The sequence below is a fragment of the Variovorax gossypii genome (assembly GCF_003965815.1).
Classification (GTDB): Bacteria; Pseudomonadota; Gammaproteobacteria; order Burkholderiales; family Burkholderiaceae_C; genus Variovorax; species Variovorax gossypii.
The window spans coordinates 1,262,291-1,287,543 of the sequence record NZ_RXOE01000002.1 but is presented as its reverse complement, the minus strand read 5'-3'; the positions used below and the strand labels follow the sequence as shown (position 1 = coordinate 1,287,543).

Sequence of the window (25,253 nt, the reverse complement as noted above, 5' to 3'; positions counted from 1 at the left end):
TTCCTACACTTTTCGGCGATGACTTCCAGCACTGCAGAGCCCATCGTGGCTGACTTCCTCGTGATCGGCGGCGGCATCGCCGGGGCCTCGGTGGCCCACTGGCTCGCGCCGCACGCACGCGTGATCCTTCTCGAACGCGAATCGCAACCGGGCTACCACTCCACCGGCCGCTCCGCCGCGCTCTTCATGGAGAGCTACGGCACCGCGCAGGTGCGCGCCCTCACCATGGCGAGCCGCGCCTTCCTCGAGCACCCGCCCGAGGGCTTCTCCGAACACCCGCTGCTCACGCCGCGCGGCGCGATGATGGTCGCGGGCGCCGAGCACATGGCCGAGCTCGAAGCCCACTGGGAAGTGCTTCGCGCCATGGACACCGGCGCCTCTCGCCTGAGCGGCGAGCAGGCGCGCGAGATGGTGCCGGCGCTGCGCCCCGAGCAGGTGCAGGGCGCGGTGTACGAACCCGACGCAGCCGACATGGACGTGCACGCCATCCACCAGGGCTACCTGCGCGGCATGCGGCGCGCGGGCGGCAAGCTGGTGTGCGATGCAGGCGTGACGGCCATCGAGCGCGTCGGCGAACGCTGGCGCGTCGAGGCCGGCGGCGCCGTGTACGAGGCGCCCGTGGTGCTCAACGCTGCGGGCGCATGGGTCGACACCATCGCGCGCATGGCCGGCGTGCCACCGCTGGGCATCGAGCCACGCCGGCGCTCCGCATTCATCTTCGCGCCGCCCGAAGGCCAGAGCGTCGCGCACTGGCCGATGGTGTTCGGCGCCGACGAGGGCTGGTACATCAAGCCCGACGCCGGCATGCTGCTCGGCTCGCCGGCCAACGCCGATCCGGTCGAGCCGCAGGACATCCAGCCCGAGGAGATGGACATCGCCATCGCCATGCATCGCATCGAGGAGGCGACCACGCTCGCCATCCGCCGCCCGACGCGCACCTGGGCCGGCCTGCGCTCCTTCGTGGCCGACGGCGACCTGGTCGGCGGCTTCGAGCCCGGCGTGCCCGGCTTCTTCTGGGTGGCGGCGCAAGGCGGCTACGGCATCCAGACCTCGGCCGCCATGGGCGAGGCCTGCGCCGCGCTGGCGCGCGGACTGCCGCTGCCCGAACGCATCGCCTCCTTCGGGCTCACGGCGGAAATGCTGGGCCCGCAGCGGCTGCGCACAGCCGCGGGCTGAGCCCGGCCACGCACGCGACCACAAGAAACGACACACCCACCCCACGAGGTTCGACCATGCGCGTCTTCAGTGCTTCCCTTGCCACCGAAACCAACACCTTCGGTCCGATGCCGACCGGCCTGGCTTCCTTCAAGGACCGCGGCTACTTCCCCGCGGGCAAGCACCCCGACGCGATGACGCTGTTCTCGGGCCCGCTGTGGGCCGCGCGCATGCGCGGCGCCGACAAGGGCTGGACGCTGTTCGAAGGCATGGTGGCCGGCGCGCAGCCCAGCGGCACCACCACGCGCCACGCCTACGAGACGCTGCGCGACGAACTGCTGAACGACCTGCGCGCGGTGCTGCCTGTCGACATGGTGCTGCTCGGCCTGCACGGCGCGATGGTGGCCGACGGCTACGACGACTGCGAAGGCGACCTGCTGGCGCGCGTGCGGCAGATCGTCGGGCCCGACGTGGTGATCGGCGCGGAGCTCGATCCGCACAACCACCTCACGCCGGAGATGATCTCCAACGCCGACGTGATGATCTCCTTCAAGGAGTACCCGCACACCGACGTGCTCGAACGCGGGCTGGAGCTGGTCGACATCTGCACGGCGACGGTCGAAGGCAAGGTGCGGCCGGTGCCCGCGGTGGTCGACTGCGACATGATCGTCACCGTGCACACCTCGCGCGAGCCGGCGCGCGGCTTCGTCGAGCGCATGCAGTCGCTCGAAGGCAAGAACGGCGTGCTCTCGATCTCGCTCACGCACGGCTTCTCGTGGGGCGACGTGCCCGAGATGGGCACCAAGGTGCTGGTCTACACCGACGGCGACAAGGCACAGGCCGACCTGCTGGCACGCCAGCTCGCCGACGAGGTCATCGCCATGCGCGACGGTCTCACCGTGAACTACCCCGGCATCGACGCCTCGCTCGACGAGGCCCTGGCCTTCGACGGCGGCCCCGTGGTGATCTCCGACGGCGCCGACAATCCCGGCGGAGGCGCAGCCAGCGACTCCACCTTCATCCTGCGCCGCATGGTCGAGCGCGGCATCACCAATGCGGCACTGGGCCCGCTGTGGGACCCGATCGCGGTGCGCATCGCCTTCGATGCGGGCGTGGGCGCCAGACTGCAGATGCGCATCGGCGGAAAGATCAGCCCGCTGTCGGGCGACCCGCTGGACGTCGAGTGCACCGTGAAGGCGCTGAAGCACGACCTGGTGATGACCGGCCTTGCCGGCACGCCCACGCTGATGGGCGACTGCGCGCTGGTCGAGGCCAACGGCATCGAAGTCGTGCTGATCACTCTGCGCAACCAGGCGATGGGCACCGACCTCTTCACGCAGCTGGGCTGCGACCTCGCCGCGAAGAAGATCATCGTCGTGAAGTCGTCGCAGCATTTCTACGCGTCGTACTCCAAGGTGGCGAAGCACGTCATCTACGCGGGCGCGCCGGGTGCGGTCACGCTCGACCTGAACACGCTGCCCTATCGCAAGGCCCGCCTCCCAAAGTGGCCGATCGGCGTCGAGGCCTGAGCCCCTCCACTTTCTTTTTCCTGCTGCCTTCCCTCACCGGAGAACCGACGATGAAACGACGGACGCTTGGCGCTCTCGCCGCCCTGGCCATTTCCACCGCCTTCGCGGCGAGCCTTCCCGCGCATGCCCAGACGCCCCAGCCCAAGACGCTGAAGGTGGTGGCGCACGCCGACCTGAAGATCCTCGACCCGACCTTCACCACCGCCTACATCTCGCGCAACTTCGGCTACATGGTCTACGACACGCTGTTCGCGCAGGACGCGAACGGCAAGCCCCAGCCGCAGATGGTCGAGAAGTACACCACCTCGAAGGACGGCAAGCAGTGGAGCTTCACGCTGCGCCCGGGCCTCAAGTTCTCCGATGGCAGCGCCGTCACCTCGGCCGACGCCGTTGCATCGCTGCAGCGCTGGGCCGCGCGCGACAGCCTGGGCCGCGCCATGACGGCTGCCGGCGCCGAGTGGAAGGCCACCGACGCGCGCAACTTCACGCTCACGCTCTCCGAGCCCTTCGGCATGGTGCTCGACGCGCTGGCCAAGCCCTCGGGCTTTCCGCCGGTGATCCTGCCCGAACGCGTGGCGAAGATGCCGGCCACCGCGCCGCTAACGGAAGTGCTCGGCTCGGGCCCCTTCATCTTCAAGCGCGACGAGTGGGTGCCGGGCAACAAGGCCGTGTTCGTGCGCAACCCGAACTACGTGGCGCGCAGCGAGCCGCCGAGCGGCCTGGCCGGCAGCAAGAAGAGCAGCTTCGATCGCGTCGAGTGGCTCTACCTGCCCGACGCCAACAGCGCGGTGGCTGCGCTGAAGCGCGGCGAGGTCGACATCATCGAGCAGCTGCCGCCCGACTACATCGCGCCGCTGCGCACCGACACGGGCGTGAAGATCGGCTCGGGCGGCGCCTACCAGGGCTTCCTGGTGATGAACCAGCTGCATGCGCCCTTCAACAACCCGAAGGTGCGCCAGGCGCTGCTGCAGGCCGTGAGCCAGGAGCGCTTCATGGCGGCGATGGGCTTCCCGCTCGACATGCGCATGGCCTACTGCGCCACCTACTTCATCTGCGGCAGCCCCAACGACACGGCCGCCGGCGCCGAGCCCTACCGCAAGGCCGACCTCGCCAAGGCGAAGAAGATGCTCGCCGACGCCGGCTACAAGGGCGAGAAGGTGGTATTGCTGGTGCCCAGCGACGTGCCCTACCTGAACGCCGAGGCGCTGATGGCCGCGCAGACCATGAAGAGCATCGGCCTGAACGTCGATGCCCAGACCATGGACTGGGCATCCATCGGCGCGCGCCGCGCCAAGCGCGATGCACCCGACGCCGGCGGCTGGAACATGTACGTCACCGTGGCCGGCGAGTTCGATGCCAACTCGCCCGTCAGCAACGCCTACCTGAGCGCGGCCTGCGGCAACACCCTGCCCGGCTGGCCCTGCGACAAGCCGCTGGACGACCTGCGCACTTCATGGCTGAAGGAAACCGTGCCGGCCAAGCGCAAGGAGTTGCTCGACGCCTTCCAGGCCCGCGCCTACGAGGCCGTGCCGTACATCAACGCCGGCCAGTACTCGGCCGCCTTCGCCGCGCGCGCCAACCTGAAGGGGCTGGACAAGCTCTGGTCCGGCATGCCGACGGTCTGGGCGCTCGACAGGTAAGGGCCAGCCCGCCAGCCAGCATTCCGCCAGCAAGCCAGCCAACAGTTCAAGGGCACCGCCATGGGCTACATCGTTCGACGCTTTCTCTCGACGCTTCCGGTCATGGCGGTGGTGGCCGTGGTGGTGTTCCTTCTGATCCACCTCTCGCCGGGCGACCCTGCGGCGCTCATCGCGGGCGACCTCGCCACCACCGAGGACATCGAGAAGCTGCGCGCCGCGCTCGGCCTGAACCTGCCGCTGTGGCAGCAATTCGGGCTGTGGATCGGCAAGCTCTTCACCGGCGACCTCGGCACGTCGATCTTCACCCAGATGCCGGTGACGCAGCTGCTGGGGCAGCGGCTGGAGCCCACGGTGTCGATCGCCGCGCTGACCATGCTCATCACGCTGGTGGTGTCGGTGCCGCTGGGCACGCTCGCGGCGTACCGCGCGGGTAGCTGGATCGACCGGCTGGTGATGCTCTTCGCGGTGCTGGCCTTCTCGGTGCCGGTATTCCTGGTGGGCTACCTGCTGGTCTACAGCTTCGCGATCCAGCTGCCGTGGTTCCCGGTGCAGGGCTACGTGCGCTTCGCCGAGGGCGCGGGCGAATGGCTGCGCTCGCTGGTGCTGCCTTGCGTGAACCTCGCGCTGGTCTACATCGCGCTGGTGACGCGCATGACGCGCGCCACGGTGCTCGAAGTGCTGCACGAGGACTACATCCGCACCGCGCGCGCCAAGGGCCTCGGGGTGCTGCCCGTTCTGGGGCATGCGCTGCGCAACGCGGCCATTCCCATCGCCACCACCGTGGGCGCGGGCATCGCGCTGCTGATCGGCGGCGTGGTGGTCACCGAGACGGTGTTCGCCATTCCGGGCGTGGGCCGGCTGGTGATCGATTCGGTGCAGCGGCACGACTACCCGGTGATCCAGAGCGTGCTGCTGCTGTCGGCGGGCGTGTACGTGCTGATCAACCTGCTGATCGACCTGAGCTACCGCCTGTTCGATCCGCGCATCCAGTACTAGACCGACCCACTGACCCGCTCCATGTCCACCGTACTTCCCATGAGCGACATCGACATGCCCGCGACGCCTGCAGCCGAAGTCGCGCAGCCGGTCGAGGCCCCTTTCGTTCCTCCGCGCTTGCGCTGGCTGCGCAAGCACCCGACGCTGATCGTCGGCGCGCTGCTGCTGATCGCGGTGGCGGCGCTTTCCATCGCCGCGCCGTGGATCGCCACGCACGACCCGCAGGACATCGATCCGCTCGCGCGCATGCAGCTGCCCTCGTCCGAGCACTGGTTCGGCACCGACGCGCTGGGCCGCGACGTGTTCAGCCGCGCGGTGTGGGGCGGGCGGGTGTCGATGATCGTGGGCGCCTCGGTGGCGCTGCTGGCCACCTTCTTCGGCGTCGTGCTCGGGCTGGTGGCCGGCTTCGTGCGCTGGGCGGACGGGCCGATCATGCGGGTGATGGACGGCCTCATGGCCATCCCCGGCATCCTGCTTGCCATCGCGCTCATGGCCGTGACCCGCGCCAGCCTGACGACGGTGATCGTCGCCATCACGGTGCCCGAGATCCCGCGCGTGGTGCGGCTGGTGCGCTCGCTGGCGCTCACGCTGCGCGAGCAGCTCTTCGTGGAGGCCGCGCATGCGGTGGGCACGCGCCTTCCGGTGATCCTGGTGCGCCATGTGCTGCCAAACACCGTGGCGCCGCTGATCGTGCAGGCCACCTTCGTCGCGGCCGCCGCCGTGCTGACGGAGGCGGCACTCTCCTTCCTCGGCGTGGGCGTGCCTTCGCAGACGCCGAGCTGGGGCAACATGATGGCCGAGGGCCGCAACTTCGTGGCCGTGGCCTTCCACATCATCCTGTACCCCGGGCTGCTGCTCGCGGCGACCGTGCTGGCCATCAACCTGCTGGGCGACGGCCTGCGCGACGCGCTCGACCCGCGCCTGGCACGGCAACTGTGAAGGAGGACATGCCATGACGATCACCATGTCCCACACCGCGCTCGCACCCGGCGAGCCGCTGCTCGAGGTCGACAACCTGCGCACGCACTTCCACACGCTGGCGGGCGTGGTGCGCTCGGTCGACGGCGTTTCCTACACGGTGCGCGCGGGCCGAACGCTCGGCGTGGTCGGCGAGTCGGGCTGCGGCAAGAGCGTGACCGCCCTGTCGATCCTGCGGCTGGTGCCCACGCCGCCCGGCCGCCACATGGGCGCGGTGCGGCTGCGCGGCACCGACCTGATGCAGCTGAGCGAGCGCGAGATGCGGCAGATCCGCGGCAACCGCATCTCGATGATCTTCCAGGAGCCGATGACGTCGCTGAACCCGGTGCTCACCGTGGGCCGGCAGATCGCCGAGACAGTGCAGCTGCACCAGAAGGCCAGCCGCGCCGACGCGATGAAGCGTGCGGTCGAGATGCTGCGCGTGGTGCAGATCCCCGAGCCGGAGCGCCGCGTGAACGAGTACCCGCACCAGCTCTCGGGCGGCATGCGCCAGCGCGTGATGATCGCGCTGGCCCTGGCCTGCAACCCCGAGGTGCTGATCGCCGACGAGCCGACGACTGCCCTGGACGTGACGATCCAGGCGCAGATCCTCGACCTCATCAAGCGGCTGCAGAAAGAGCTGGGCATGGGCGTGGTGATGATCACGCACGACCTCGGCGTGGTGGCCGAGAGCTGCGACCGCGTCGTGGTCATGTACGCCGGCAAGAAGGTGGAAGAAGCCGACGTGGTCGACCTGTTCGACCGACCGCTGCACCCCTACACGCGCGCGCTGATGGCCTCGATGCCCGCGATGAACACCGCGAGCACGCGGCTCACCGAGATTCCGGGGCTGGTGCCCGCCGCGCACGAACTGGGACGCGGCTGCGCCTTCGCGGCTCGCTGCAGCCAGGCACGCGAACGCTGCCGTGCCGAGACACCGAAGCTGGCGCAGCAAGGCGGCGACCATGTGGTGGCCTGCTTCGCAGTCGAGGAAAACTGGGCGGGTGCCGAGGAGATCGCCGCATGACGACAACCGCTGCAACGCCATTGCTGCAGGTGCGCAACCTGCGCAAGCACTACACGTCGCCCAAGCGCTGGCTGCGGCCGGCCAAGCCATCGATCCAGGCGGTGGACGGCGTTTCGTTCAATGTCGCGCGCGGAGAGACGCTGTCGCTGGTCGGTGAGTCAGGCTGCGGCAAGACGACCACGGCCAAGTCGGTGATGCGGCTGGTGGAGCCGACCTCGGGCTCGGTAGAACTCGAAGGCCAGGAGCTGCTGTCGCTTTCCGCCGAAGACATGCGCATGCGCCGGCGCGACCTGCAGATCATTTTTCAGGACCCGTATGCCTCGCTGAACCCGCGGCTGACGGCCGGCGACATCGTGGCCGAGCCGCTGCGCAACTTCGGCATGGGCGCATCGGCCGAGCGGCGCGAGCGCGTGCAGTGGCTGTTCTCGCGCGTGGGGCTGCGGCCCGAGGCGGTGAAGAAGTTTCCGCACGAGTTCTCGGGCGGCCAGCGGCAACGGCTGGGCATCGCGCGCGCCCTGGCGCTGAACCCGAAGCTGATCGTGTGCGACGAGCCGGTGTCCGCTCTCGACGTGTCGGTGCAGGCGCAGGTGGTCAACCTGCTGATGGACCTGCAGGCCGAATTCGGCATCGCGTATCTCTTCGTCGCGCACGACCTCGCGGTGGTGCGCCACATCAGCCATCGCGTGGCGGTGATGTACCTCGGCCACATCGTGGAGATCGCCGACCGCGACACGCTGTTCTCTGCGCCGCTGCATCCGTACACCGAGATTCTTCTGTCGGCGGTGCCGGTGCCCAATCCGCGCACGCCCGCGCGGCGCATGCTGCTGCAGGGCGATCCGCCGAGCCCGGCCAATCCGCCTTCGGGCTGCCGCTTTCACACCCGCTGCCCGATGGCGCAGGCCGTGTGCAAGGAGAAGGCGCCGGAGCTGGGCGAGCGGCCGTCGTCGTCCGCGAACGGAAGCCATCTGGTCGCCTGCCATTTCCGCTGAAGAGAAGAAGCAAGAAAGAAAGGATTCCTCCCGTGTCCGACAAGCTCCCCCATTACGAACTGCTGATCCGCGGCGGCACCGTGATCGACGGCACCAAGGCGCCGCGCTTCGACGCCGACATCGGCATCGTGGGCGACCGCATCGTCGCCATCGGCAAGCTCGCGGGCCATACGGCCGAGCAGACGATCGACGCCACCGGCCGCATCGTCGCGCCCGGCTTCATCGACTCGCACACGCACGACGACCAGGCCGTGCTGTCGCAGGCTCGGATGCCGTTCAAGGTGTCGCAGGGCGTGACCACCGTGGTGGCGGGCAACTGCGGCATCAGCGCCGCACCGCTGCGCGCCGACATGGACCTGCCCATGCCGCTGAGCCTGCTCGACTCGCCCGCCGAGGGCCGGTTCACCAGCTTCGCCGCGTACCTCGATGCATTGCGTGCCACGCCGTCGTCGGTGAACGTGGCGGCGATGGTGGGCCATTCGACGCTGCGCGCCGTGGCGATGGGCGACCTCGACCGGCCCGCGAACGAAGCCGAGATCAAGGCCATGCAAGCGATGGTCGAAGAGGCGATGCAGGCCGGCGCCATCGGCCTGTCGACCGGCACCTTCTACCCGCCGGCAGTGAAGGCGACGACCGAGGAGATCATCGAGGTCGGGCGCCCGCTCACTTCGCGCAAGGCGCTGTACGTGACGCACATGCGCGACGAGAGCGACCGCGTGATGGAGTCGCTGGAGGAAACCTTCCACATCGGCCGCGCGCTCGGCATTCCGGTGGTGGTGTCGCACCACAAGGTGCAGAACACGCGCAACTTCGGCAAGACGAAGGTCACGCTGCCGTTCATCCAGGAGGCGATGAAGCACCAGTGCATCGGCCTCGACTGCTATCCCTACACGGCCGGCTCCACCATGATCCGCACCGACCGCGGGATGATGGAAGGCCGCGTGCTCATCGCCTCTAGCGTGCCGCACCCCGAATGCGCGGGCCGCGACCTGAAGGACATCGCGGCCGAATGGGGCGTGTCGGGCGAAGAGGCCGCGAAGCGGCTGCAGCCCGGCAGCGCGATCTACTTCATGATGGACGAGGACGACGTGCAGCGCATCCTCGCCTTCGACGAAACCATGATCGGCTCCGACGGCATCCCGCTGGGCGACAAGCCGCATCCGCGCCTGTGGGGCACCTTCCCGCGCGTGCTGGGGCACTACAGCCGCGACATCGGCCTGTTCCCGCTGGAAACGGCGGTATGGAAGATGACGGGGCTCACCGCGCGCAACTTCGGCCTGCACGAACGCGGCACGCTGAAGCCGGGCAATCACGCCGACGTGGTGATCTTCGATGCCGCGACAGTGCGCGACACCGCGAACTATGAATCGCCGATGCAGCCGGCCGAGGGCATCGATGCGGTGATAGTGAATGGCGCCCTGACCTGGCGCAACGGAGCGCACTGCGGAGCGCGCAACGGGCAGGTGATCACGCGGCGCGAAGCGCGAGTGAACTGATCCCTTCCAGGGATACCGCGGAACCGGCTTTGCCGGGCCGCTGGTATCGCCCCCTGCAAGGGGGTTGGCAAAGCGACACGAAGTGCGCGGAGCCTGGGGGTCAGCCTGTCAATCCGGAGCGTTCATCACGCGGTCGAACTCCTCGTCGGCCGGCACGTTGTCGGCGTCGAGCTCGCTCGCGTCGGTGAGGTCGATGCCCGTTTCCTCGGACAGGTCGTCGGAGATCTCGTCATCGGGCTCTTCGAAGTCATCGGCGGGCAGGTTGTCCTCGTCTTCGTCGGCGGAAGAGGCGGAACGCGCAGTGGCGTCGACGGTGCTCATGATCAGCTCCTCGGCTTGTTTCTGACAGGTCCCCTATGGTGCGCCTGTTTCGGGCGTTGCGGGTCATCCGGCGCGCGGCGTCGGTGTCGGAACGTTTCCGGCGAAGGCCGCCGACCGGCCTTCGATCCCCTTCAGCCCTCCCGGCCCGCCCTCAATCCTTGTGCACGTGGCCGTGCTCCCCGTGGCCCGGGTCGTCGTGGCCGTGGTCGTGCCCGTGCTCGCCGTGCGCGAGGCGGCTCACCAGCGTGACCAGCACGATGCCCGCGGCCAGCCAGAGGATCTGCGCGGCCGTCTGGCGCGCGGGCAGACGCTTCTGCAGCTGCGGAATCAGGTCGGCCAGCGCCACGTAGACGAAGCTGCTGCCGGCCAGCACCAGGAAGTACGGCAGCAGTCCGTGCAGTTGGTCGACCAGCCACCAACCCGCGATGCCGCCCAACGCGGTCATGGTGCCGGCGAGCGACACCTTCACCAGCGCGGCGCGCTGGTTGGCCGAGCTCTGGCGCAGCACGACCAGGTCGCCGATGTGGTGCGGAATCTCGTGCGCCAGCACCGCGAGGGCGGCCACCAGGCCCAGGCGCAGGTCGGCGGTGAAGGCCGAGGCGATCAGGATGCCGTCGCCGAAGCAGTGCACGCTGTCGCCGGTGAGCACGGCCCAGCCGCCGGTGCGGGGGCCGTGGTCGTGCGAATGGGGGTGATCGTGACCGTGTTCGTGTCCGTGGTGGTCGTGGCCCTCATGCCCGTCCTTCCCGTCGCCATGGTGATGCTCATGCCCGTGGTGCCACAGCTCGGCCTTGTCGAGCAGGAAGAAGAACACCAGCCCGAACAGCAGCACCCCGAAGAGCAGCGCGGGCTCGATGCGGCTTTCGAAGGCCTCGGGCAGCAGGTGCATGAAGGCCGTGGCGAGCAGCGCGCCGGCCGCCAGGCTCAGCAGGTGCTGCGGGTTCACGCCGCCGGAGCCGCTTCGCACGCCCACCTTCAGCAAGAGGGCCGCGAGCCAGACGCTCCCGATACCGGCAACCAGGGTCGCCACGATGATGACTATCAAATTCATAGCTGCTTGCGCAAGAAAGACGGCCCCTGGAGAAGTTCCAGCGAGGCCGTTGTCCGTTCATAAAAAGAGAAAGGCCGTCATTCGACGGCCTTCGGCGGGGGTGGCTACAGGGCGCCGTCTTCAGGCGACGCCATTGGCTTTGAACCAGGCCGTGGCGCGTTGCCAGCCGTCTTCCGCCGCGCTCTTGACGTAGCTGGGGCGGTAGTCGGCATGGAACGCGTGGCCCGCTTCGGGATACACGACGAAGCTCGACGCCTTGGCCGCCGGGGTTCCGGTTGCCAGAGCTGCTTTCATCTTATCAACCGTGTCAAGGGGGATGCCCTGGTCTTTTCCGCCGTAGAGACCGAGCACCGGCGCCTGCAGGCTGGCAGCGATGTCGACGGGGTGCTTCGGCTGGAGTTCGCTGGCCTGGCCGACCAGCCGGCCGTACCACGCCACGCCCGCCTTGACCTTGCCGGTGGCGGCATAGAGCCAGACGATGCGCCCGCCCCAGCAGAAGCCGGTGATGCCGGCCTTGCTGGCGTCTCCGCCGTTGGCCTTGGCATAGGCCAGGGCGCCGTCGAGGTCGGCCAGGACCTGCGCGTCGGGCACCTTGGTGACGATGTCGGCCTGCAGCTTCGGGATGTCGGTGTAGCCGCGCGGATCGCCCTGGCGGGCGTAGAGCTCGGGCGCGATGGCCAGGTAGCCGAGCTTGGCGAAGCGGCGGCAGGTGTCGGCGATGTATTCGTGCACGCCGAAGATCTCCTGGATCACCAGGATCACCGGCAGGCCGGTCTTGCCCTCGGGCGCTGCGGCGTAGGCGGGCACATCGAAGCCATTGACGGTGTACTTGACCGGGCCGGCCTTCAGGCCGTCGGCCGGGGTGCTGACGGCGGTCTGCGCCATCACCGGCATGACGGCGGCCGCGTAGCCCACGCCGATCACGGCCTTGAGGGCGGTGCGGCGCGTGGCGCCCTGCTCTGTGCTTTCGCCGGGGCGAAGCGAGTCGAAGTCGGAACGGCTGTCGTCGAGAGGCATGGAATGGGCTCCGGTTGGATCGTCGGACAAGGGACGTTGCGCCATGAAAAAACGCACGCCGCAATGTAGGCGAAATCGGCCGGGGCCTCCATGCCCCCTGGTCTCAGTGGGGTTGCGGCACCCCGTAGGCGCGCCGGGCCAGCGCCGCGGCCAGCACCTGCGCGGGATCGACCAGATCGAGCCCCGCCACCGCGGCCGAGCCCTGCAGGCCCAGGGGCACCTCGGTGCAGCCCATGACGATGGAGACCGGGCCGTGGCGCCCGGCCAGCCGCAGCGCCACGTCGGAGAAGCATTGCTCGGCGAGCTGCATGTTGCCGGCCTTCACGCCCTCGAAGATGCCGCGCGTGATGATCTGGCGCTCCTCGGGCAGCGGCACGTGGCATTCCAGGCCCTCATCGGCCAGCGCCTGCTCGTAGAGGCGGATGCGGTAGGTGCCTTCGGTGGCCATCAGCGCCACGCCCGTCGCGCCCTGGGCAGCGAGGTGGCGTGCCGTCTCGCGCGCCATGTGCAGCAGCTCGACCTGGGGAAAGCGCTCCTGCAGGTTGGCGTGCCATGCGTGCGCCGTGTTGCAGGCGATGGCCACCGTGCGGCTGCCGAGGGCGGCCAGCCGGCCCAGCGCCTGCAGCATCGGCTCCAGCGGCTGGTGCGCGCCCTGCCCGGCCGAAGCCAGTGCCTCGGTGCGGTCGGGCACCGGCACCTGCGCTAGCCAGTGCTCGGGAAAGGACTGGTCGCGCACCGGCTCGCCCCGCGCACGCATCTGCTGCGTGCAGGCCTGCACGAAGAGCCGCACGAAGTCGGCGCCCGCCGCGGGGCCCATGCCTCCAAGAATGCCGACAACCTGCGTCACTGCAACTTCCTTTTCTTTCTCTCTCGCCGCGCCGTTGTCAGGTCGCCGGTTTGTCGCTGAGAGCCTTGAGGTTCTCTTTCAGCTGCGGGCTCATCGGCAGGTTCAGCGGCACGTTCTTCGGAGGAATCGGCTGCATGAACCACTTGTTGTAGAGCTTCTCGAACTCGCCGCTCTTCATCATGCCGGCGAAGGTGTCGTCCACCAGCTTCTTGAAGGCCGGGTCGTCCTTGGGCAGCATGCAGGCGTAGGGCTCGACCTGCAGCGAATCGCCCACCACCTCGAAGTCGCCCGGTGTCTTGGCATTGGCGATCAGGCCGTACAGCAGGATGTCGTCCATGGCGAAGGCCGCGGCGCGGTCACTCTCGACCAGCAGGAAGGAGTCGGCGTGGTCCTTGCCGAGCACGATGTCCATGCCGAGGCTCTTCTCGGTGTTGTACTTTCGCATGACCAGCGCGTTGGTCGTGCCGGTGGTGCTGGCCACGGTCTTCTTCGCGAGATCGGCGTAGTTCTTGATCTTGGAAGACTTCTTCACCAGCAGGCGCGTGCCCGTGTAGAAGTGGTTGATGGCGAAGGCCACGTCCTTGCCGCGCGCGGTGTTGTTGGTGGTGGAGCCGCACTCCAGGTCGACGGTGCCGTTGGTGATGAGCGGAATGCGGTTCTGCGAGGTCACGGGCATGAGCGCCACCTGCAGGTTGGGCTTGTTCAGCTTCTTCTTCACCGCCTCGACCACGGCGTTGGAAAGATCGACCGCCATCCCGATCGGCTTGTTGGGGCCGTCGAGGTAGCTGAAGGGCACCGACGACTCGCGATAGGAGAGCGTGATCTTGCCGGACTCGGCGATCTTGGCCAGCGTGTCGGCGGCCTGCGCGCCCGTGGCGGTGAAGAGCACCGTGGCGGCCAGGGAAGACATCAGGACGGAGAGTTTCATTCGAGCCTTCATTCGGTTGGACTGAACAGGCGGCCAGTTTAGGAAGTAGCGAAGCAAAACGACAATTCCAATTGAAACCTGGCCCATGCCCAAAGGTTATGGGCGGGGGTTCTTTTGGCATTTCCGCCCCGAGCCGCGCGCGCCTACAGTCAAAGCCTCGGTTCTCAATCAATCTCCTTGCGGAAAGTCGCCCCCATGCATGTGTGTGTGCTCGGCGCCGGCATCGTGGGCCTGGCGACCGCCTGGCAGCTCGAACGCCGGGGTCATCAGGTCACCGTGATCGACCGCGCCGCGCCCGGCTCGGGCGCGAGCGGCGGCAACGGCGCGCAGCTCAGCTATTCGTACGTTCAGCCGCTGGCCGATCCGTCGATCTGGAAGCAGTTGCCCAAGCTGCTGCTGTCGCCCGCCTCGCCGCTCAAGCTGCGGCCGCAGCTCGATCCGCTGCAATGGCGCTGGGGCATGGAATTCCTCGCGGCCTGCAACGCGCAGACATCGCGCGACACCACGGCGAAGCTGCTGGAGCTGGCCGCTTCGAGCCGCATCGAATTCGAGGCGATGCGCGCGGAGCTCTCTCCCGACTGCGATTTCTCGGCCACCGGCAAGCTGGTGCTGTACGCCAGCCAGGCATCGCTCGACGGCGCGCGCGCGCAGCTCGAACTGCAGCGCACCATGGGCAGCGAGCAGCGGCTGGTGACGCCCGAGGAATGCGTCGCCATCGAACCCGCGCTCACCGGCTACCGCAGCCATATGGCCGGCGCCGTTCATACGCCCAGCGAATGCGCGGCCGACTGCCTCAAGGTGTGCATCGAGCTGACGAAGGCATTGAGCGCGCGCGGCGTGCGCTTCATGTCGGGCATCGACGTGCACGGCTTCGTGCGCAACGGAAACCGCGTCGCCGCGGCACGCACCGGCGAAGGCGACGTGGAGGCCGACGCCTTCGTGATGGCGCTGGGCTCCGCGTCGCACAGGCTGGGCCGCGCGCTCGGGGCCTACCTTCCGGTCTATCCGCTCAAGGGCTACAGCATCACGGTGGAAGTCGATCCCGCGCCCGGCGCCGCGCCGCGCGTGAACGTGACGGACAGCGCGCGCAAGGTGGTGTTCGCACGCATCGGCTCGCGCCTGCGCGTGGCGGGCATGGCCGAGCTGGTGGGCCACGACGCGAGCATTCCGGCCACGCGCATCGAGACGCTGGCGGCCGCCACGCGCGCCCTCTTCCCGCATGCGAGCCGGCTAGAGGAACTCCATCCGTGGACCGGCATGCGCCCTGCCACGCCCAAGGGGCTGCCGATCATCGGACGGCTCGGCAGCGCCCCGTCGAACATGCTGTTCAACACCGGCCACGGCGCGCTGGGCTTCACGCTGGCCTTCGGCTCGGCGCTGCGGATCGCGCAGGCTCTGGACCCTTCGGCTTCGGCAGCCTGAGCTTGCGGCCGAGGCGCCGCCAGCCGATCACCACGCCGGTCAGGCTCAGCACCGCGCCGCCCAGGCTCGATGCGACCAGCAGCACGTCCCACAGGGGACGGCGCTCCAGCAGCGGCAGCCAGTCCCAGCTGTGGAGCATGGCGAACAGCCAGCGGCTCGCGCGGCGATGGCTGTCGATGCGGGCCAGCACGGTGCCCGTCAGCGGATCGACGTGCACCCAGCTCGCGGGCGCATCGGTGAACACGACGCGCCAGACGGGCAGCGGCTTGTCGGTTCCGCCGGTCATGGTGTGCGCCTCGCGCGCGTAGTAGTGAATGTCGTAGGCGTGCAGCACGTCGATGCGCGCGACGGCATCGGGCAACAGGCGTGCGACCGCGCCCTTCAGTGCCTCGGCGTCGAGCGCGTAGGGCTGCGCGGTGAGCGCAGCGCGCACCGCGGGCCGACCCGTGGCGGTATTGGCCAGCACCAGCGTCTGCCCGGCGCGCCGCACCCAGCTCAGCTCGCGCACGCCGCCGCCCGTCGAGGCCAGCAAGGCGGATGGCGGAGCATCCTCCGCGCTCACCGTCAGCGCCCCGCCGTTCATCGCATCGATGCGCAGCGCGGCTGCCTTGCCGTCGAACACGCGCCAGGGGTTCATCGACATCAGCCCGCTGAAGATCCATGTCAGCGTGACGATCGCGAACAGCAATCCGCTGACGTGATGCCAGCGCATCATGAAGCCCTGGTACGGCGAGTGCGAGCCGCTGCGGTAGACGCGCCTGAAGCGCCAGCGCATCACGCCCACGACCGTTCCCGTCAGCGCGACGGCGATGCCGACGATGGAGAGCCAGTTGACGATGTCGGCCCAGTACGGGTCGAGCGCGGTACCGCGCAAGGGGTACAGCCAGTGGATCCACGCACCCGCGTAGTTCCAGAGGCGCTCTGTTCTCGGCGCGTCACGCACCACCTCGCCGGTTTTTCCCGACACGTACAGCCGCGTGGCCTGCGCGTCGCCGAGCTCGACCACATGCAGCGGGCGATGGGCATCGAGCCCGCGCGAATGCGTGAAGGCGTCTTCGTCGACAGTGCCGCGATAGTCCGCTGCCACGCCGGCACCCGCGTAGGCCAGCGCGCTCGCAATCGCCCGCTGGCGATCGACCTCGCGCAGCACGCTGCCCGTCCGCGCATCGATCACGACGGTGCCGCTGCCCGGTGGGAGCCTGCGCCCGCCGGCTGCGGCCTCCCGTGCCGGCACCGCGAGATACACCGCCTGCCCGCCACTCGCCGCCGCCAGCCGCAGCGACTGCTGCGGCCCCGGGATGCCCGCCGCCTGAAGCGCCTGAGCGGGACTCAGGAACGGCTGCGACGCATCGAGCGGCGGCAGATGCTGCAATCGCTCGGCTTCCGTGAGCTTGGGATAGCCCACGTACATCATCACGACGCCCGAGACGAACCACATCGCGAAGAAGGCGCAGGCGACAACGCCCAGCCAGCGATGGACAAGAAACAACCAGCGCTTGAGATGCATGACGCCTCCCCTTCCGCTAGAAGCTCACGCGCAGCGCGACATCCGCCGTGCGCGGCGCGCCGAGGTAGGCAAAGGTGGTGCCCACGTTGGCCGCGTAGATCTTGTTCGTCACGTTGCGGATGCGGCCCACCACGGTGACGGAGCGGCTCAGCTTCCAGCTCAGCCCCAGGTCGAGCAGCGTGTAGGCGGGCCAGCTCGTCGTGTTGGCCGCGTCGGCATAGACCTTTCCGACATGACGCAACCCCGCGCTGGCCTGCAGCTGCGGCGTGATGGCGTACGACGCCCAGAGGTTGGCCACCACGGCCGGCGTGTTGGTCGGCGTGCGGCCCGCAAGCGAAACGCCGCCCTGCGTGAAGCGCTCGTAGCGTGCGTCGACGTAGGTGACGTTGCCCTGCAGCGACCACTGCGGCGCGGGCTGCAACCCCAGCGCCAGCTCCACGCCCTTGGACGACTGCTCGCCGACGAGCACCGTGAGCGCGCTGTTGTTCGGGTCCTGCGACGCGATGTTGCTGCGGCGGATGCTGTAGGCCGCGAGCGTGGCCGTGCCCTTGCCCTGCCAGAAATCGAGCTTGCCGCCGACCTCCGCCTGCCGGCCCGTGGTGAGCTCGCTGTTGTTGCGCACGTCGGCGAAGGAGGCCGTGGAAAGCACGCCCGAGGGCGGATCGGCCGCGGTGGCGTATTGCGCATAGAGGCTGGCGCCGGGGGCGACGTCCCACACGAGGCCGATGCGCCCGGTGGTCGGCTTGTAGCCGCGATGGAAGGTCGCCGGATTCGCGGCATCCACCGTGCGCCGGTTGACCAGGTCGAGGTCGATGCGCTCGTGGCGCAGCGCCGTCACCAGGTGCAGCGAGGGCTGCAGCGCGGTGCGGTTCTCGAGGTAGAGCCCCGTCGTGGTGACCTTGTTGCCGCGGTCGGGGCGAAAGCCCGGAACCATGCCCGGCACCTCGAAGAAGCGCTCGGTGGCGAAGACGTAGGGGTTCACCGTGCTCACCACCCCGGGCAGGCTGTTGGGAAAGCGCGTCTGCCGGTTCACGCTGAAGTCCAGCCCGAAGGCCCAGTCGCTGCGCAGGCCGCCGAGCTGCCCCTTGTAGACGCCCTCGACGCGGTTGCCGACAAGGTCCTGGTCGTGCCGCTGCAGCAGCGCGCCGGAGCGGATCACCGCAGTATTGGCCGCGTTGTAGCGGTAGCTCTCGACGTTGCGGTAGTCGCGCAGCGCGTCGTAGGCATAGAAGGTGTTCCTGAACTGCAGCGCGTCGCTGGCCTGCCACTCGGTCACCGAGCGCAGCCACTGCACGCGCTGGGCGTAGATGCCGTCGGCGCTGTTGTAGTTCTTGGAGCGGATGCCGTGGTCGATGCGCATCGTGCCGGTCACGGGGTTGAGGGCCGGCGTGCCCCAGTAGGGCCGGTCGACGTGCTCGTCCTGGTACTCGTAGGCCAGTGTGTGCTTCACGCCGCCGCCGAAGTCGGACACCAGCGAGGTCGCCATCTGCGTGGCCTTGCCGTGCGTGCCGTCGGTCCAGCCGTCGGCCTCGCGCCGGTTCACGTCGATGCGCGCGTAGTGGCTGCCGGCGCCGCCGTCTCCGGCAATGCGCCGGTTGAGCCCGAACGAGGCCTCCCTGAGGTTCTGCGTGCCCAGCCGCAGCTGCGCCTCGGTGAAGTCGCCGCGCTCGGCGAGCTTGGTGATGTAGTTGATCGAGCCGCCCAGCGCGCCGGAACCGAAGAGAAAGCTCGACGGGCCGCCGATGGCCTCGACGCGGTCGTAGATCCAGCTGTCCACCGGACGGGCCGCGATCGAGTACTGCACGTTGATGCCGTTGAACAGCTGGGCGATGGAGTTGCTGCCGAAGCCGCGGTAGCTCACGCCGATGTTGCCCGGCGCGTCGTGCGCGGTCACGCCCGGAATCGCGCGCAGGATTTCCTGCGTGTTCTGCGCGCCGCGCGCATCGATGACGGCGCGGTTCACCACCGTCACCGAGGCGGGCGTCTCGCGCGGCGTGAGGCCGAGGCGGCTCGCGGTGTCCGAAGGCGTGTCGAGGTCGAGCCTGCCGTTGGGCGCGATGGCGTCCTCGGCGACCTCGACCTGCGGCAGGGAATGCACGGCGGGCGCGACCGGCGTGGCGGATTGCTGGGCCCAGGCCGACGCGCCGGCCGTGCCGAACAGGGCCAGCAGCCCGAGCGTGGAAGTGGATGGAACAAGAACGGGCAAGGCACCGCGCAAGACGGCGCCGCCCCTGAGCAGGGAACGACGTGACATGGAATCTCTCTTTGCGGCGGCGCGCCCGGACGGCGACGCCGGCCGCGCAACGACCGGAAGCTCACCGCGCCGCGGGTCCTGGCCGGACGGCGGCGGGTGAAGGAAGAAGCTACGGTGTCAGGAGAGCGTCGGAGGCCCGCGCGCAGGAAGCGGCGAAGCCGTGGCCGCCGCGATGCGGGCGGCCGGAATGGACTGCAGCGCGCGGCCCAGCGGCTGCGGCGTCGGAAGCGCGATTTGCGCCGTCACGGGAAGCGGCACGGAGATCAGGCACAGCGGGCAGTCCATGGCAGTGGCGCCCAGTTCGACCGGACCATCCTCGCCCTGGACGATGGCCTTGACGGCGCCGGCGCTGGAGCACACCAGTTCGATGGCCTGCGGATGCACGATCGGCGAAGCCGTCGCGATCAGCAGCGACGCCATGAACCACGCGAGCACCAGGCGGTACAGCGAGTGGGAGCGTCGAAGGGCGTGCATGGCGCCGGATTATGGCCCGGCACGCTTTCGCCCCACGGTTCCTAGACGGTCTGCTCGATCGCCTCGCGCATGCAGCGCGTGATGCCGCGCACCGCCACCGAGTCGGGCCGTGCGGCGAAACGCAGCGCGCGGATCGGCACCGGGATCTGCGGCTCCAGCATCAGCACGTCGACCTTCTCGCGGTCGGCCGATCGCGCCGTGCAGCCGTCGACCAGCGCCACGCCGATGCCGTGGTGCGCCATGGCCAGCGCCGCGTGGTAGGTCTGCACCGTGACCACCGCCTGCTGGAAGCCCACGCCCGCCTGCCGGCAGGCCTGGCTCAGGCTGGTGCCCACGGGATCGCGGCTGTCCAGCCCGATCACCGGCCGGTCGACGAGGTCGTGCAGCGCAGCCGAACCGTTGCGCACCAGCGCGCGCGGCAGCATGCCCTTGGGCGCGATGCACACCATGCGGCTGTCGGCCAGCGTCTCCTGCGTGAGCGAGGGATGCACTGCGGGGCTGAAGGCGAAGCCCACGTCGGCCTCCTGCAGCAGCAGCGCCGACATGATCTGCGGCGAATGCAGCGACTCCACGGTGATCGCGTAGCCCGGATGCCTTTCGCGGAAGGCCTTGAGCGCGCGCGGCAGGATGTCGTAGCTCAGCGCCAGCACGCTGAGGATGCGCAGCTCGCCCGTGTCGCCCGCCGTGCGCAGGTTGGCGGCGAGCCGCTGCACCTCGTCGAGCTGCGCAAAGAGCCGCTCGATGTGCGGATACAGCGTGAGCGCCTCGGTGGTCGGCGTGAGCCGGCCCTTGGCGCGCTGGAACAGCGGAAAGCCCAGCTGCAGCTCGGCATGCTGCAGCGTGCGGCTCACCGCCGGCTGCGTGATGTTGATGAGCCGCGCCGCCGCGCTCACGCTGCCCGTGAGCATGATCGCGTTGAAGACCTCGATGTGGCGCAGGCGCATCGCGAGTGGCGGCTGGTGTGTCAGTTGCCGGAGGAAGCCTTGCCGCGAGCCAGGTCCATGACCATGCGCGTGCCGAGGTACAGGCGCGGCTCGATCGAATTGACCAGCACGTATTCGGCATCGGCCGAGTGCGCGCCGAAGCCCTGCAGGCCGAAGCGCTCGACGACCGGCGCCTTGGTCTTGAGCGCGGCGAAGGCCGCGTCGGTGCCGCCGCCGGCCGCCTTGTCGTCGGCGCCCAGCGGCAGGCCGAGCTCGTCCTTGTAGATCCGCTGCGCATGGCGGGCCATGGCGATCGAGGCCTCGGAAGACTCCAGCGGCGGACGGCGACGCTCGAACTTCAGCTCGACCTTGGCCTCGGGAATGAGCTGCTTCTTCACACGCTCGTTCACCTGCTGCTCGATGCGGTCGTAGTCGCTGACCTTCAGCACGCGCACGTCGGCCGCCGCGGTGGCGCTGGCCGGGATCACGTTGCGGTTGGTGCCCGACTTCGAGATGGTCCAGTTCATCTTCAGGCCCGTGGCCGGGTCGGACAGGTCGCGCATCTGCAGGACCTGGTGCGACAGCTCGTACAGCGCGTTCACGCCCAGCTCGGGCGCGGAGCCCGCGTGCGAGGCCTTGCCCGTGACGTTCAGCGTGACCGAGGCGATGCCCGCGGTGGCGAGCGAGAGCTTGTCGTCCTTGACGGAGGCGCCTTCGAAGGACAGCACCGCGTCGTGCTCGCTGCCCATGCGCGTGATGAGCGCGCGCGCGCCGGGCGAGCTGATTTCCTCGTCGCCGTTGATGAGCACGGTGAGCGTGCCGTACTCCTTGAACTTCATCGACTGCAGCATCGACACGATGTGCGTGATGACGGCCACGCCCTGCTTGTCGTCGGCGATGCCCAGGCCGTAGGCCTTGTCGCCGTCGATGCGGAAGGGCTGCTTGTTGAGCATGCCCACGGTGTAGACCGTGTCCATGTGCGCGATCAGCAGGATCTTCTTCTTGCCCGTGCCCTTGAAGGTGGCGCGCACCACGCGGCCGATCTTCTCGGGCGTGTCTTCCATGCGATAGGCCTCGGCGCTCGGGTCGATCAGCTCGACCTCGCCGCCCAGCGCCTTGAACCTGGCGGCGATCAGGTCGGAGATCTTCTCGAGGCCGTCGAGGTCGCGGCTGCCGGACTCGATGGAGACAAGCTCCTTCAGCGTCTCGAGCAGCGCGGGCTTTTCCTTGGCGGCGAGCGCGGCGATGCTGGCGTCGGGCGCCGCGAAGGCGGTGCCCAGGAAGGCCGCGCAGGCGGCGGCGATCAGGAGTTTGCGGTGCGGGAATTGGATCATTTCTGCTTGCTTCTTCTCGGTTGGTTGTCTCGTCTTGTTCTCTGCTTCTTCAATGAAGTGAAGCCGTCAGTGCGCCTTGTCCCAGTTGGGCCCGACGCCGATCTCGGCCAGCAGCGGCACCTTCAGCGAGGCGACGCCGGCCATGAGACGAGGGATTTCGGTGCGCACCCATTCGATCTCGGCCTCGGGCACTTCGAACACCAGTTCGTCGTGCACCTGCATGATCATCCGGGTGCCTCGCTTCTCCTCGTCAAGCACGTTCTGTACCTTGACCATGCTGAGCTTGATCAGGTCGGCTGCGGTGCCCTGCATCGGCGCGTTGATGGCCGCGCGCTCGGCGCCGCCGCGGCGCGGGCCGTTGGGCGAATTGATCTCGGGCAGGTAGAGGCGCCGGCCGAACACGGTCTCGACGTAGCCCTGCTCCTTGGCGAGCGCCTTCGTCTCGTCCATGTAGGCCTTCACGCCCGGGTAGCGCGCGAAGTAGCGCTCGATGTACGAGGCCGCGGCCTTGTTCTCGATGCCCAGGTTCTTCGCCAGGCCGAAGCTGCTCATGCCGTAGATCAGGCCGAAGTTGATGACCTTGGCGTAGCGGCGCTGCTCGCTCGACACCTGGTCGGGCGTGGAGCCGAACACCTCTGCGGCCGTGGCGCGGTGCACGTCGATGCCCTCGGTGAAGGCGCGCAGCAGCGACTCGTCGCCGCTGATGTGGGCCATGATGCGCAGCTCGATCTGCGAGTAGTCGGCGCTGGCGATCACGCTGCCCGCAGGCGCCACGAAGGCCTCGCGCACGCGGCGGCCTTCGGGCGTGCGGATCGGGATGTTCTGCAGGTTCGGGTCGTTGCTGCTGAGCCGGCCCGTGACGGCCACCGCCTGCGCATAGTGCGTGTGCACGCGTCCGGTGCGCGGGTTGGCGAGCTGGCCGAGCTTGTCGGTGTAGGTGCCCTTGAGCTTCGACAGGCTGCGGTGCTCGAGGATCTTGGCCGGCAGCGGATAGTCTTCCGCCAGCTTCTCGAGCACCTCTTCATCGGTGCTCGGCGCGCCGCTCGGCGTCTTCTTGACCACGGGCAGGCCCAGCTTGGTGAAGAAGATCTCGCCGATCTGCTTGGGCGAGCCGAGGTTGAAGGGCTGGCCGGCGATTTCGTAGGCCTCCTGCTCCAGCTCCATGATGCGCTTGCCGAGCTCGTGGCTCTGCGCGGCCAGCGTGGGGCTGTCGATCATCACGCCGTTGCGCTCGACGCGGTAGAGCGCCTCGCTCGAATCCATCTCGAGCTGGTAGATGAAGCTCAGCTTCTCGTCGGCCTGCAGACGCGGCCACAGGGTGTTGTGCACGTCGAGAGTCTGGTCGCTGTCCTCGCACGAATACTCGGCGGCCTTCGCGATGTCGACCTGGCTGAACGGGATCTGGTGCGCACCCTTGCCGCACAGGTCTTCGTACGAGATGCCGCTGCGGCCTAGGTGGCGCTCGGCCAGGCTCGAGAGGCCGTGCGGCTTGTGCACCTCGAGCACGTAGCTCTGCAGCATGGTGTCGTGCGCGTAGCCCTGCACCTCGATGCCATGGTTGGCGAACACGTGGCGGTCGTACTTGATGTGCTGGCCGAGCTTCTTCTTCGCGCCGTTCTCGAGCCAGGGCTTGAGCTTCGCCAGCACTTCGTCGATGGGCAGCTGCTCGGGCGCATCGGGGTAGTTGTGCGTGAGCGGAATGTAGGCGGCCTCGCCGGGCGTGACGCTGAAGCTGATGCCCACGATCTGCGCGACCATCTCGTCGAGCGATGTGGTCTCGGTGTCGATGGCGGCGAGCTCGGCCGCCTCGAGCTTCGCGAGCCAGCCGTCGAGCTGCTCCCAGGTCGTGATGGTGTCGTACTTCAGGTTGCTCGCGGGGGAAGCGGCCTCGAGCGCCTGCATGTCGGAGGGCTCGTCGAACAGGCCGCCCTGGTCGGTGCCGGCGGCAGTGGAGCCCGCCTTCTTCTTCAGGCTTTCCTCGATCAGCTCGGGCGGCACGGCCTGCGCCTCCAGCGCCTTGACCAGGCTCTTGAAACCGAACTTCTCGTAGAACGGCTTCAGCTCGGCTGTCTGCGGCGCGCCCACCGGCAGGCCGTCGAGCGACGGCAGGCCCGTGACGTGGCCGTCGAGGTCACAGTCGGTGCGGATGGTGACGAGGCGCCTGCTCAGCGGCAGCTGGCCGAGGGCCTGGCGCAGGTTCTCGCCGGCGGCGCCCTTCACTTCGGCGGCGCGCTCGATCAAGGCGTCGAGCGAGCCATATTCGAGCAGCCACTTGGCCGCCGTCTTGGGGCCGACCTTCGGCACGCCTGGCACGTTGTCGACCGAGTCGCCCACCAGCGTCTGGTAGTCGATCATCAGGTTGGGTGGCACGCCGAACTCGGCCGTGACGCCGGCCACGTCGCGCTTCTTGCCGTTCATCGTGTCGATGATGGTGATGTGCTCGTCGACCAGCTGGCTCAGGTCCTTGTCGCCGCTGGAGACGATGACTTCGACGCCCTGGGCGGAGGCGACCCTGGCGAGCGTGCCGATGACGTCGTCGGCCTCCACGTCGGGCACGCTGAGCACGGGCCAGCCGAGCAGCTTCACCACTTCGTGGATGGGGTCGATCTGGCTGCGCAGGTCGTCGGGCATGGGCGAGCGGTTGGCCTTGTACTCGGGGTACCAGTCGTCGCGGAAGGTCTTGCCGGGCGCGTCGAAGATGCAGGCTGCGTAGTCCGCGCGCACCTCGCGGCGCAGCGCGGTCATCATGTTGATCATTCCGCGGATGGCGCCGGTCGCCGGGCTCTTCGGATCGCCGGGCACGGCCCGCAGGTCGGGCATGGCGTGGAAGGCGCGGTAGAGGTAGCTCGAGCCATCGACGAGCAGCAGCGTTTTCTTGTCGGTCATCGGGGCATTTTGCCGTGCCCGCGACGGCCCCCGGAACCACGTCGCCACGAGGTGCCAACCGACGCCCCTGAACCGGGCGCGCGCCTACAATGCATGCATGCCTAGCTCCACACTCCTGGTCGCCCGCCGCATCCTGCTGGCGCTGGCCTTCGCAACCCCCTTTGCCGCCGTGCAGGCGCAACAGGCAGCGCCCGCCCCGGCGGCGGCTCCGGCCGAAGCGCTACCAAATCAGGAGCAGGCCAAGGCCGAAGGCCGACGCAACCAGAAGGTCGAGCACATCCACACCGAGGACAGCGGCGCCTCGGTCGACGAAGTCCGCTACGGCGGCCGCACGCAGAGCATCAACGTCAAGCCCAAGTCGAACATGCCGGGCTACGAAGTGCTGCCGGCCGACGCCGCCACGGGCCGCCAGGGTTCGAGCGAAACGGGCGCCAACGGCCCCCGCGTCTGGAACGTGATGAAGTTCTGACCGTGACGGAGGCAGTCTCCTTTCCGGTTTT

At 68.7% G+C, this 25,253-nt stretch carries 21 protein-coding genes; 10 read left to right on the top strand and 11 right to left on the bottom strand.

All coding sequences use genetic code 11. The features are described 5' to 3' along the window. The first annotated feature begins 18 nt into the window (after nt 1-18). The 8 genes from EJP69_RS13680 to EJP69_RS13645 are packed head-to-tail and all read left to right on the top strand — an operon-like array spanning nt 19 to nt 9,789. The gene (locus tag EJP69_RS13680) at nt 19-1,176 is read left to right on the top strand and encodes an NAD(P)/FAD-dependent oxidoreductase (protein ID WP_093198862.1); all 1,158 of its coding nucleotides are present in this window, start codon (nt 19-21) and stop codon (nt 1,174-1,176) included. Between the two features lie 56 nt (nt 1,177-1,232). After that, entirely contained in the window at nt 1,233-2,684 is a 1,452-nt protein-coding gene (locus EJP69_RS13675; RefSeq protein ID WP_126470626.1) for a M81 family metallopeptidase, read from the top strand. A gap of 50 nt (nt 2,685-2,734) precedes the next feature. Next, on the top strand, nt 2,735-4,324 hold the full coding sequence (locus tag EJP69_RS13670) for an ABC transporter substrate-binding protein (protein WP_126470624.1): 1,590 nt from the start codon (nt 2,735-2,737) through the stop codon (nt 4,322-4,324). Between the two features lie 60 nt (nt 4,325-4,384). After that, complete coding sequence (locus EJP69_RS13665) at nt 4,385-5,320, top strand: ABC transporter permease (RefSeq protein WP_093198855.1); 936 nt, start codon at nt 4,385-4,387, stop codon at nt 5,318-5,320. Nucleotides 5,321-5,341: 21 nt separating this feature from the next. After that, nucleotides 5,342-6,259 carry an ABC transporter permease gene (locus tag EJP69_RS13660; protein ID WP_420824211.1) on the top strand — a complete coding sequence of 306 codons (918 nt, stop codon included), beginning with the start codon at nt 5,342-5,344 and terminating at the stop codon, nt 6,257-6,259. Between the two features lie 13 nt (nt 6,260-6,272). Next, a complete protein-coding gene (locus tag EJP69_RS13655; protein WP_093198851.1) occupies nt 6,273-7,304 on the top strand; it encodes an ABC transporter ATP-binding protein in 1,032 nt (343 codons plus the stop codon). Continuing rightward, the gene (locus EJP69_RS13650; protein ID WP_093307088.1) at nt 7,301-8,293 is read left to right on the top strand and encodes an ABC transporter ATP-binding protein; all 993 of its coding nucleotides are present in this window, start codon (nt 7,301-7,303) and stop codon (nt 8,291-8,293) included. The genes EJP69_RS13655 and EJP69_RS13650 overlap by 4 nt, the downstream gene beginning before the upstream one ends. 32 nt (nt 8,294-8,325) lie before the next feature. Further along, entirely contained in the window at nt 8,326-9,789 is a 1,464-nt protein-coding gene (locus tag EJP69_RS13645) for an N-acyl-D-amino-acid deacylase family protein (protein WP_126470622.1), read from the top strand. Nucleotides 9,790-9,897: 108 nt separating this feature from the next. Here the strand turns inward: EJP69_RS13645 and EJP69_RS13635 are convergent, their stop codons facing one another. The 5 genes from EJP69_RS13635 to EJP69_RS13615 all read right to left on the bottom strand — a co-directional run bounded on the left by EJP69_RS13635 (nt 9,898) and on the right by EJP69_RS13615 (nt 13,953). Further along, a complete protein-coding gene (locus EJP69_RS13635; RefSeq protein ID WP_093198843.1) occupies nt 9,898-10,110 on the bottom strand; it encodes a hypothetical protein in 213 nt (70 codons plus the stop codon). A 151-nt stretch (nt 10,111-10,261) separates the two neighbouring features. After that, nucleotides 10,262-11,161 carry a ZIP family metal transporter gene (locus EJP69_RS13630; protein WP_093198841.1) on the bottom strand — a complete coding sequence of 300 codons (900 nt, stop codon included), beginning with the start codon at nt 11,159-11,161 and terminating at the stop codon, nt 10,262-10,264. Between the two features lie 120 nt (nt 11,162-11,281). Further along, nucleotides 11,282-12,178: a dienelactone hydrolase family protein gene (locus tag EJP69_RS13625; RefSeq protein WP_126470620.1), complete on the bottom strand. Its 897-nt coding sequence runs from the start codon at nt 12,176-12,178 to the stop codon at nt 11,282-11,284. Between the two features lie 103 nt (nt 12,179-12,281). Further along, nucleotides 12,282-13,025: an aspartate/glutamate racemase family protein gene (locus EJP69_RS13620; RefSeq protein WP_256228307.1), complete on the bottom strand. Its 744-nt coding sequence runs from the start codon at nt 13,023-13,025 to the stop codon at nt 12,282-12,284. Between the two features lie 37 nt (nt 13,026-13,062). Beyond that, on the bottom strand, nt 13,063-13,953 hold the full coding sequence (locus EJP69_RS13615) for a transporter substrate-binding domain-containing protein (RefSeq protein ID WP_093198835.1): 891 nt from the start codon (nt 13,951-13,953) through the stop codon (nt 13,063-13,065). Nucleotides 13,954-14,067: 114 nt separating this feature from the next. Between EJP69_RS13615 and EJP69_RS13610 the strand changes: the two genes are divergently transcribed. Continuing rightward, complete coding sequence (locus EJP69_RS13610; protein ID WP_126470618.1) at nt 14,068-15,375, top strand: D-amino acid dehydrogenase; 1,308 nt, start codon at nt 14,068-14,070, stop codon at nt 15,373-15,375. Here the strand turns inward: EJP69_RS13610 and EJP69_RS13605 are convergent. From EJP69_RS13605 to polA, 6 genes are all read right to left on the bottom strand, one after another. Further along, nucleotides 15,308-16,882, bottom strand: a complete 1,575-nt coding sequence (locus EJP69_RS13605) for a PepSY domain-containing protein (RefSeq protein ID WP_126470616.1) — start codon at nt 16,880-16,882, stop codon at nt 15,308-15,310. The genes EJP69_RS13610 and EJP69_RS13605 overlap by 68 nt on opposite strands. 16 nt (nt 16,883-16,898) lie before the next feature. After that, a complete protein-coding gene (locus tag EJP69_RS13600) occupies nt 16,899-19,136 on the bottom strand; it encodes a TonB-dependent receptor (protein ID WP_126470614.1) in 2,238 nt (745 codons plus the stop codon). Nucleotides 19,137-19,253: 117 nt separating this feature from the next. Then, nucleotides 19,254-19,610 (bottom strand): hypothetical protein, encoded by a 357-nt coding sequence (locus EJP69_RS13595; RefSeq protein WP_093198822.1) that lies wholly within the window; start codon nt 19,608-19,610, stop codon nt 19,254-19,256. A gap of 41 nt (nt 19,611-19,651) precedes the next feature. Continuing rightward, nucleotides 19,652-20,554 (bottom strand): LysR family transcriptional regulator, encoded by a 903-nt coding sequence (locus EJP69_RS13590; protein WP_093198818.1) that lies wholly within the window; start codon nt 20,552-20,554, stop codon nt 19,652-19,654. 20 nt (nt 20,555-20,574) lie between these two features. Continuing rightward, nucleotides 20,575-21,867, bottom strand: coding sequence for a M20/M25/M40 family metallo-hydrolase (locus EJP69_RS13585; protein ID WP_420824210.1), 1,293 nt, complete (start codon nt 21,865-21,867; stop codon nt 20,575-20,577). 66 nt (nt 21,868-21,933) lie between these two features. Continuing rightward, nucleotides 21,934-24,753 carry a DNA polymerase I gene (gene polA, locus EJP69_RS13580; protein WP_126470612.1) on the bottom strand — a complete coding sequence of 940 codons (2,820 nt, stop codon included), beginning with the start codon at nt 24,751-24,753 and terminating at the stop codon, nt 21,934-21,936. Nucleotides 24,754-24,850: 97 nt separating this feature from the next. Between polA and EJP69_RS13575 the strand changes: the two genes are divergently transcribed. Further along, entirely contained in the window at nt 24,851-25,222 is a 372-nt protein-coding gene (locus EJP69_RS13575) for a hypothetical protein (RefSeq protein ID WP_093198812.1), read from the top strand. Nucleotides 25,223-25,253: the final 31 nt, after the last annotated feature.

What these genes read in the sequence shown, in the direction of transcription:
- EJP69_RS13590 (WP_093198818.1), bottom strand. Translation starts at nt 20,554, where the DNA reads ATGCGCCTGCGCCACATCGAGGTCTTCAACGCGATCATGCTCACGGGC.
- EJP69_RS13675 (WP_126470626.1), top strand. Translation starts at nt 1,233, where the DNA reads ATGCGCGTCTTCAGTGCTTCCCTTGCCACCGAAACCAACACCTTCGGT.
- EJP69_RS13670 (WP_126470624.1), top strand. Translation starts at nt 2,735, where the DNA reads ATGAAACGACGGACGCTTGGCGCTCTCGCCGCCCTGGCCATTTCCACC.
- EJP69_RS13630 (WP_093198841.1), bottom strand. Translation starts at nt 11,161, where the DNA reads ATGAATTTGATAGTCATCATCGTGGCGACCCTGGTTGCCGGTATCGGG.
- EJP69_RS13655 (WP_093198851.1), top strand. Translation starts at nt 6,273, where the DNA reads ATGACGATCACCATGTCCCACACCGCGCTCGCACCCGGCGAGCCGCTG.
- EJP69_RS13605 (WP_126470616.1), bottom strand. Translation starts at nt 16,882, where the DNA reads ATGCATCTCAAGCGCTGGTTGTTTCTTGTCCATCGCTGGCTGGGCGTT.
- EJP69_RS13660 (WP_420824211.1), top strand. Translation starts at nt 5,342, where the DNA reads ATGTCCACCGTACTTCCCATGAGCGACATCGACATGCCCGCGACGCCT.
- EJP69_RS13665 (WP_093198855.1), top strand. Translation starts at nt 4,385, where the DNA reads ATGGGCTACATCGTTCGACGCTTTCTCTCGACGCTTCCGGTCATGGCG.
- EJP69_RS13585 (WP_420824210.1), bottom strand. Translation starts at nt 21,867, where the DNA reads ATGATCCAATTCCCGCACCGCAAACTCCTGATCGCCGCCGCCTGCGCG.
- EJP69_RS13575 (WP_093198812.1), top strand. Translation starts at nt 24,851, where the DNA reads ATGCCTAGCTCCACACTCCTGGTCGCCCGCCGCATCCTGCTGGCGCTG.
- EJP69_RS13600 (WP_126470614.1), bottom strand. Translation starts at nt 19,136, where the DNA reads ATGTCACGTCGTTCCCTGCTCAGGGGCGGCGCCGTCTTGCGCGGTGCC.
- EJP69_RS13635 (WP_093198843.1), bottom strand. Translation starts at nt 10,110, where the DNA reads ATGAGCACCGTCGACGCCACTGCGCGTTCCGCCTCTTCCGCCGACGAA.
- EJP69_RS13615 (WP_093198835.1), bottom strand. Translation starts at nt 13,953, where the DNA reads ATGAAACTCTCCGTCCTGATGTCTTCCCTGGCCGCCACGGTGCTCTTC.
- polA (WP_126470612.1), bottom strand. Translation starts at nt 24,753, where the DNA reads ATGACCGACAAGAAAACGCTGCTGCTCGTCGATGGCTCGAGCTACCTC.
- EJP69_RS13680 (WP_093198862.1), top strand. Translation starts at nt 19, where the DNA reads ATGACTTCCAGCACTGCAGAGCCCATCGTGGCTGACTTCCTCGTGATC.
- EJP69_RS13595 (WP_093198822.1), bottom strand. Translation starts at nt 19,610, where the DNA reads ATGCACGCCCTTCGACGCTCCCACTCGCTGTACCGCCTGGTGCTCGCG.
- EJP69_RS13650 (WP_093307088.1), top strand. Translation starts at nt 7,301, where the DNA reads ATGACGACAACCGCTGCAACGCCATTGCTGCAGGTGCGCAACCTGCGC.
- EJP69_RS13625 (WP_126470620.1), bottom strand. Translation starts at nt 12,178, where the DNA reads ATGCCTCTCGACGACAGCCGTTCCGACTTCGACTCGCTTCGCCCCGGC.